Here is a 5512-nt window from a genome sequence, read left to right as displayed (position 1 = left end):
ATCATCGCCGGATTATCCATGATCTGACAGCCGTCCCTTATAGGATGCGGGTTCACTAGGCATCGTAGTGGAACATATTCTTACCGGGCCATACAACAAACCCACCAATAATTCAAGACGTCCTCCACGGGGCGCTTACATCTACCACACGGTCAGGAAACACATGTTCTACGTCATACATTTGCCAGTCATTTTATGATAAATGGCGGCAATATTATTGTACTGCAACAAATTTTGGGACATGCCAATATCCAGCAAACAATGGCCTACGCTCATTTAGCACCAGACTATCTTCAAAATGCCGTGGCTTTAAATCCACCAAAAGGAGGATTGGGTGCTTAAAGGTGTCCACGGATTGCCCACACTCAGCAACTTTTGAAAACGTCCATAACCCTTACAGCTTTTTCAACTTATTGTTTTTTAAAGATTGATTGATGTAAGATGTTGAAAAAAAACCCCGCTGATGAGGTGGGGAAGACAGGGATGGTGTCTATAGCAAGGAAAAAAAGTGATTCTTTATTTGTTTACTGCTGGCTTCTGGTCAGAAGTCGAAATCCTGTCCGCCATCTGCAGCTTTAAATCATTGATCCGCTGCAGATGCTTTTGCTCTAGAATCTGTTGCTGTTCCGGCGTAAGCAAGTTATACATTTGGTTGCGCACCCGAGCCATTTCAACCTGACGAGCAACCTGCTCCTGGGCCATTTTTTCCGTTTGTTCCCTAACGGCGGCCTCGTCAAAAGTTTTAGCGGTCACCAGCGTATGCAGGCGTTCCATTTCGCTAATATTGATGCGGGGCGTATCGCGACTTGCAAGGCTCATAAGATCCCGCAATTGCTGCCGCTGCTGTTCCGTAAGCTTAACGCCATCGAACATGCTGTAATGGCTTTCCGGTATCCGGTATCCGGTATCCGGTATCCGGTGCGTAAGGGTATCCTGTTGCCAATTTTCCAAAGTATTCTTTTCAGCGGCTACAGTATTAACAGAGACCAGCGTGGCGGCGATGAACAAGAGGATGTGTTTGTGCATCCCGGCCTCCTTGGCATGTTTCTTTGTCGCTATATGATGGGAGTTAGTTTACCCAAGCCGCTGCAAACATGCGTCAGGCGGTGTAAAGCTACGTAAAGTCATAGATTGGAAGGGATTGATGACGTATTTTGCGTCAGGAGGTGAATAAAATGAATAAAATCCTTTTGGTTGATGATGACCTCGAATTAACGTCGTTGTTGAAGGAACTATTGGAAATGGAAGGCTTTAACGTCCAGGTGGCCCATGACGGCGAACAGGCGTTAAGCCAGTTGGACAGTTCCATTGACTTATTGCTTCTCGATGTGATGATGCCGCGCAAGAATGGTATTGATACCCTGAAAGAGCTGCGTCAGCAGCATCAGACGCCGGTGATTATGCTGACCGCCCGCGGCAGCGAGCTGGATCGCGTTTTGGGCCTGGAGTTGGGGGCAGATGATTATTTGCCCAAACCGTTTAACGATCGCGAACTGGTGGCGCGCATTCGGGCAATACTGCGCCGCTCGCACTGGACGGAGCAACAGCAGACCGGCGAGGCGGACACGCCGTCCCTTGAGGTGGATTTTCTGCGCCTGAACCCAGGCCGGCAGGAGGCGACCTTCGACGGTACGCCGCTGGAATTGACCGGTACCGAATTTACATTGCTGTATTTGCTGGCGCAGCATCTGGGCCAGGTGGTGTCGCGCGAGCATTTAAGCCAGGAAGTTTTGGGCAAGCGATTGACGCCATTTGACCGGGCCATTGATATGCACATTTCCAATTTGCGTCGCAAGCTGCCGGAACGCAAAGACGGGCATCCATGGTTCAAAACGCTGCGCGGCCGGGGCTATTTGATGGTATCCGCTGCATGATCAATAGCTTGACCGCACGCATATTCGCCATATTTTGGTTGACCCTCGCTTTGGTGCTTATGCTGGTGCTCATGGTGCCCAAACTGGACTCTCGCCAAATGACGCAATTGCTCGACAACGAGCAGCGTCAGGGCGTGATGTTGCAACAGCATGTGGAGGCGGAGCTGGCCGCCGACCCGGCTAACGATTTGATGTGGTGGCGCCGGCTGTTTCGCGCCATCGATAAATGGGCGCCGCCCGGCCAGCGTTTAATTCTGGTAACCAGCGAAGGGCGGGTCATCGGCGCCCAGCGCAACGAGATGCAAATCATCCGCAATTTCATCGGCCAATCGGACAATGCCGATCATCCGCAAAAGAAAAAATATGGCCGCGCGGAACTGGTGGGGCCTTTCGCCATTCGTGACGGCGAGGACAATTATCAGCTTTATCAGATTCGTCCGGCCGGCAGCGCCCAGTCGGACTTCATTAGCCTGCTGTTCGATCGCCCGCTGCTATTGCTGATTGTCACCATGCTTATCAGCATCCCGCTGCTGTTATGGCTGGCCTGGAGCCTGGCCAAACCGGCGCGTAAACTGAAGCATGCCGCCGATGAAGTGGCGCACGGGAATCTGCGGCAGCATCCTGAGCTTGAAGCGGGGCCGCAGGAATTCTTGGCGACCGGGGTCAGTTTCAATCAGATGGTCAGCGCGCTGGAGCGCATGGTGACCGCCCAGCAGCGTCTGCTGTCCGACATCTCTCATGAGCTGCGCACGCCGTTAACCCGACTACAGCTGGCCACCGCGCTCATGCGCCGGCGGCACGGAGAGGGACATGAACTTGCGCGCATTGAGACCGAGGCGCAGCGACTCGATTCAATGATTAACGATCTGCTGGTGCTGTCCCACAATCAGCATAAAAACGAGCTGTCGCGGGAAGTGTTGAAGGCTAACGATTTATGGTCGGATGTGCTTAACGACGCCCAGTTTGAAGCGGAGCAAATGGGCAAAAGCCTGGAGCTCACCTCGCCACCGGGCAACTGGACACTGATGGGGAATCCTTCCGCGCTGGACAGCGCGCTGGAGAATATCGTGCGCAACGCCCTGCGTTATTCGCACCAGCGGATCTCGGTCGGATTCAGCGCCGATCAGCAGGGCATCACCATTACCGTGGACGATGATGGCCCCGGCGTCAGCGAGGATGACCGCGATCAGATTTTCCGACCGTTCTACCGCACCGATGAAGCGCGAGACCGCGAGTCCGGCGGCACCGGCCTGGGGCTGGCGATAGTAGAAACCGCCGTTATGCAGCACCGGGGCTGGGTAAAGGCCGAGGACAGCCCGCTCGGCGGGCTGCGGTTGATTATCTGGCTCCCCCTTTTGCCCCAGCGCTGAGGGCGCCCAGGCGCGACAGGAAGAGGCGGCGGGAGCGAACTATTTTTGCTATTCTGCGCCCTGCTTAAGGGGGCATCATGCTGAACATTGTGTTATACGAACCGGAAATACCGCCCAACACCGGCAACATCATCCGCCTGTGCGCGAATACCGGTTTCCACCTTCACCTCATTGAACCACTGGGATTTACCTGAGACGATAAGCGCCTGCGCCGCGCGGGATTATCATGAATTCGCCGCGATTCGGCATCATTGGGATTACGCCGCCTTCCTGGCGCAAGAGCAGCCGGCGCGGCTGTTTGCGCTAACGACCAAGGGCCAGCCGGCGCACAGCGCGGTAAGCTATCAGGCCAGAGACTATTTGCTGTTTGGGCCGGAAACCCGCGAGCTGCCGCCGTCAATTCTTGACGCGCTGCCCATGGCGCAGAAAATCCGCATTCCGATGCAGCCGGACAGCCGCAGCATGAACCTGTCTAACGCGGTGTCGGTCGTGGTGTACGAGGCCTGGCGCCAGCTGGACTACGCCGGTGCACGGCAATAAACGCCGTCAGATGCCGTCACCGAATTCAAAACCGGGGCTGCTGAAAGACTGAATCCGTCTCCTCCGACGGCCGGTCGCTGTCCGGTCTGCCAACCACCCGCGCCGGTACGCCGGCGGCGGTGGTATGGGCCGGTACCGAGCGCAAGACCACCGAACCGGCGCCGATTTTCGCCCCCTGACCTACCTCAATATTGCCGAGGATGGTGGCGCCGGCACCGATCATCACCCCTTCGCGGATCTTGGGGTGGCGATCGCCGCTGGTCTTGCCGGTCCCGCCGAGCGTAACGGATTGCAGAATGGAAACATCATCTTCCACCACCGCGGTTTCGCCAATGACGATCCCCGTGGCGTGGTCGAGCATGATGCCGCAGCCGATGCGCGCCGCGGGATGTATATCCACGCCAAAGGAAACGGAAATCTGATTCTGGAAATAAATCGCCAGCGCCTGGCGGTTTTGATACCACAGCCAATGGCCGATACGGTAAGCCTGCAGGGCGTGGAATCCCTTAAGATACAGCAGCGGCGTGGAATATTTATCCACCGCCGGGTCGCGCAGTCGCACCGCGTGGATGTCGCGCGCGGCGGAGAATATCATGCCCGGATCGGCGCTGTAGGCCTCCACCACCACTTCACGGATGGCGATGGCCGGCATGATGGGATTGCTGAGTTTATTGGCCAGCATATAGCTCAATGCACTGCCCAGGTTTTCGTGCTTTAGCAGGGTTGCGTGGAAAAAACTGGCCAGCATGGGTTCACAATCGGCCAGCAATCGCGCTTCAGCTTTAATGTTATTCCATACAAGTTCCAATTCTTCTGTCGACATACCGCCCACCTTTTCTTTTGTTGCTGGGTAACCGGCCTTAGCCGCCGGCCCTTTCATCTTTCTGCGCGTGGCCGAGCAGCGTCAGCGCCGCCTGATGCGCGTTTTTGTTCTGATACAGCACCTGATAAATCTGCTCGGTCATGGGCATCTCCACCCCGTAACGGTTGGCCAGCGCCAATACCTCCTTGGTATTGCGGTAGCCCTCCACCACTTGCCCAATCTTTTCCTGCGCGTCCTCGACGCCGGCGCCCTGCCCCAGCAGCATGCCGAAACGGCGATTGCGCGACTGATTGTCGGTACAGGTAAGCACCAAATCCCCCAGCCCCGCCATGCCCATGAAGGTGCCGGGCTCCGCGCCCATCGCCGCGCCGAGGCGCGACATTTCCGCCAGACCGCGGGTGATCAATGCGGTGCGCGCGTTGGCGCCAAAACCGATGCCGTCGGAAATGCCGGCGCCGATGGCAATAACGTTCTTCACCGCGCCACCGAGCTGAACGCCAATAAGGTCGGGATTATTGTAAACCCGAAAACTTTTACCGCAGTGTAACAGCCGCTGTAAATCGGTGCTGAACGTAGCGTCGGTGGCGGCCAACGCGATAGCGGTGGGCAAACCGGCAGCCAATTCGCGCGCGAAGGTCGGCCCCGACACAACCGCCAGTGGTATCTTGTCACCCAGCACTTCCCGCGCCACCTCCTGCAGCCGCCGCCCGGTATCCGCCTCCAGTCCCTTGCTGGCCCAGACAATGCGCGCATCCTGCCGCAGATGCGGTTTGAGTGTAAGCGCCCCGYGGRGGRSGKSKKGRRKKRKKGGKGGGKKKGKKGKRKGRGRSGGGGGGGGGGGGGGGGGGGGGGGGGGGGGGGGGGGGGGGGGGGGGGGGGGGGGGGGGGGGGGGGGGGGGGGGGGG

4 protein-coding genes and 4 pseudogenes are annotated in these 5512 nt (G+C 57.3%); 5 read left to right on the top strand and 3 right to left on the bottom strand.

Features of this window, described 5'->3' with window-relative positions:
- The first annotated feature begins 67 nt into the window (after positions 1-67).
- Complete coding sequence (locus ACMX3H_RS16660) at positions 68-199, top strand: hypothetical protein (RefSeq protein WP_415211616.1); 132 nt, start codon at positions 68-70, stop codon at positions 197-199.
- Positions 142-342: pseudogene (locus ACMX3H_RS16655) on the top strand (tyrosine-type recombinase/integrase); the annotation flags it as partial. The gene ACMX3H_RS16660 and the pseudogene ACMX3H_RS16655, both read left to right, overlap by 58 nt.
- A gap of 174 nt (positions 343-516) precedes the next feature.
- Here ACMX3H_RS16655 and cpxP read toward each other — a convergent pair.
- Positions 517-1026: a cell-envelope stress modulator CpxP gene (gene cpxP, locus ACMX3H_RS16650; RefSeq protein ID WP_415211615.1), complete on the bottom strand. Its 510-nt coding sequence runs from the start codon at positions 1024-1026 to the stop codon at positions 517-519.
- Positions 1027-1175: 149 nt separating this feature from the next.
- On the opposite strand from cpxP, the gene cpxR reads away from it, so the two are divergent.
- The 3 genes and pseudogenes from cpxR (at position 1176) to trmL (ending at position 3784) form a co-directional block, all read left to right on the top strand.
- Positions 1176-1874 (top strand): envelope stress response regulator transcription factor CpxR, encoded by a 699-nt coding sequence (cpxR, locus tag ACMX3H_RS16645; protein WP_415211614.1) that lies wholly within the window; start codon positions 1176-1178, stop codon positions 1872-1874.
- On the top strand, positions 1871-3244 hold the full coding sequence (cpxA, locus tag ACMX3H_RS16640; RefSeq protein ID WP_415211613.1) for an envelope stress sensor histidine kinase CpxA: 1374 nt from the start codon (positions 1871-1873) through the stop codon (positions 3242-3244). Before cpxR ends, cpxA begins: the two co-directional genes overlap by 4 nt.
- A gap of 77 nt (positions 3245-3321) precedes the next feature.
- Positions 3322-3784: pseudogene (trmL, locus tag ACMX3H_RS16635) on the top strand (tRNA (uridine(34)/cytosine(34)/5-carboxymethylaminomethyluridine(34)-2'-O)-methyltransferase TrmL).
- Between the two features lie 6 nt (positions 3785-3790).
- On the opposite strand, the pseudogene cysE reads toward trmL, so the two are convergent.
- Together cysE and ACMX3H_RS16625 are read right to left on the bottom strand one after the other, a co-directional pair.
- Positions 3791-4607: pseudogene (cysE, locus tag ACMX3H_RS16630) on the bottom strand (serine O-acetyltransferase).
- A gap of 37 nt (positions 4608-4644) precedes the next feature.
- Positions 4645-5382, bottom strand: a pseudogene (locus ACMX3H_RS16625) (NAD(P)H-dependent glycerol-3-phosphate dehydrogenase); the annotation flags it as partial.
- Positions 5383-5512 lie beyond the last annotated feature (130 nt).

Origin of the sequence: Sodalis sp. (in: enterobacteria) (genome assembly GCF_047607725.1) — a bacterium.
Taxonomy (GTDB): Bacteria; Pseudomonadota; Gammaproteobacteria; order Enterobacterales; family Enterobacteriaceae; genus JBLKSS01.
Note: the sequence above shows the minus strand (reverse complement) of the source record. Positions and strands in the feature narration are given on the sequence as shown.

What these genes read in the sequence shown, in the direction of transcription:
- cpxP (WP_415211615.1), bottom strand. Translation starts at nt 1,026, where the DNA reads ATGCACAAACACATCCTCTTGTTCATCGCCGCCACGCTGGTCTCTGTT.
- cpxA (WP_415211613.1), top strand. Translation starts at nt 1,871, where the DNA reads ATGATCAATAGCTTGACCGCACGCATATTCGCCATATTTTGGTTGACC.
- cpxR (WP_415211614.1), top strand. Translation starts at nt 1,176, where the DNA reads ATGAATAAAATCCTTTTGGTTGATGATGACCTCGAATTAACGTCGTTG.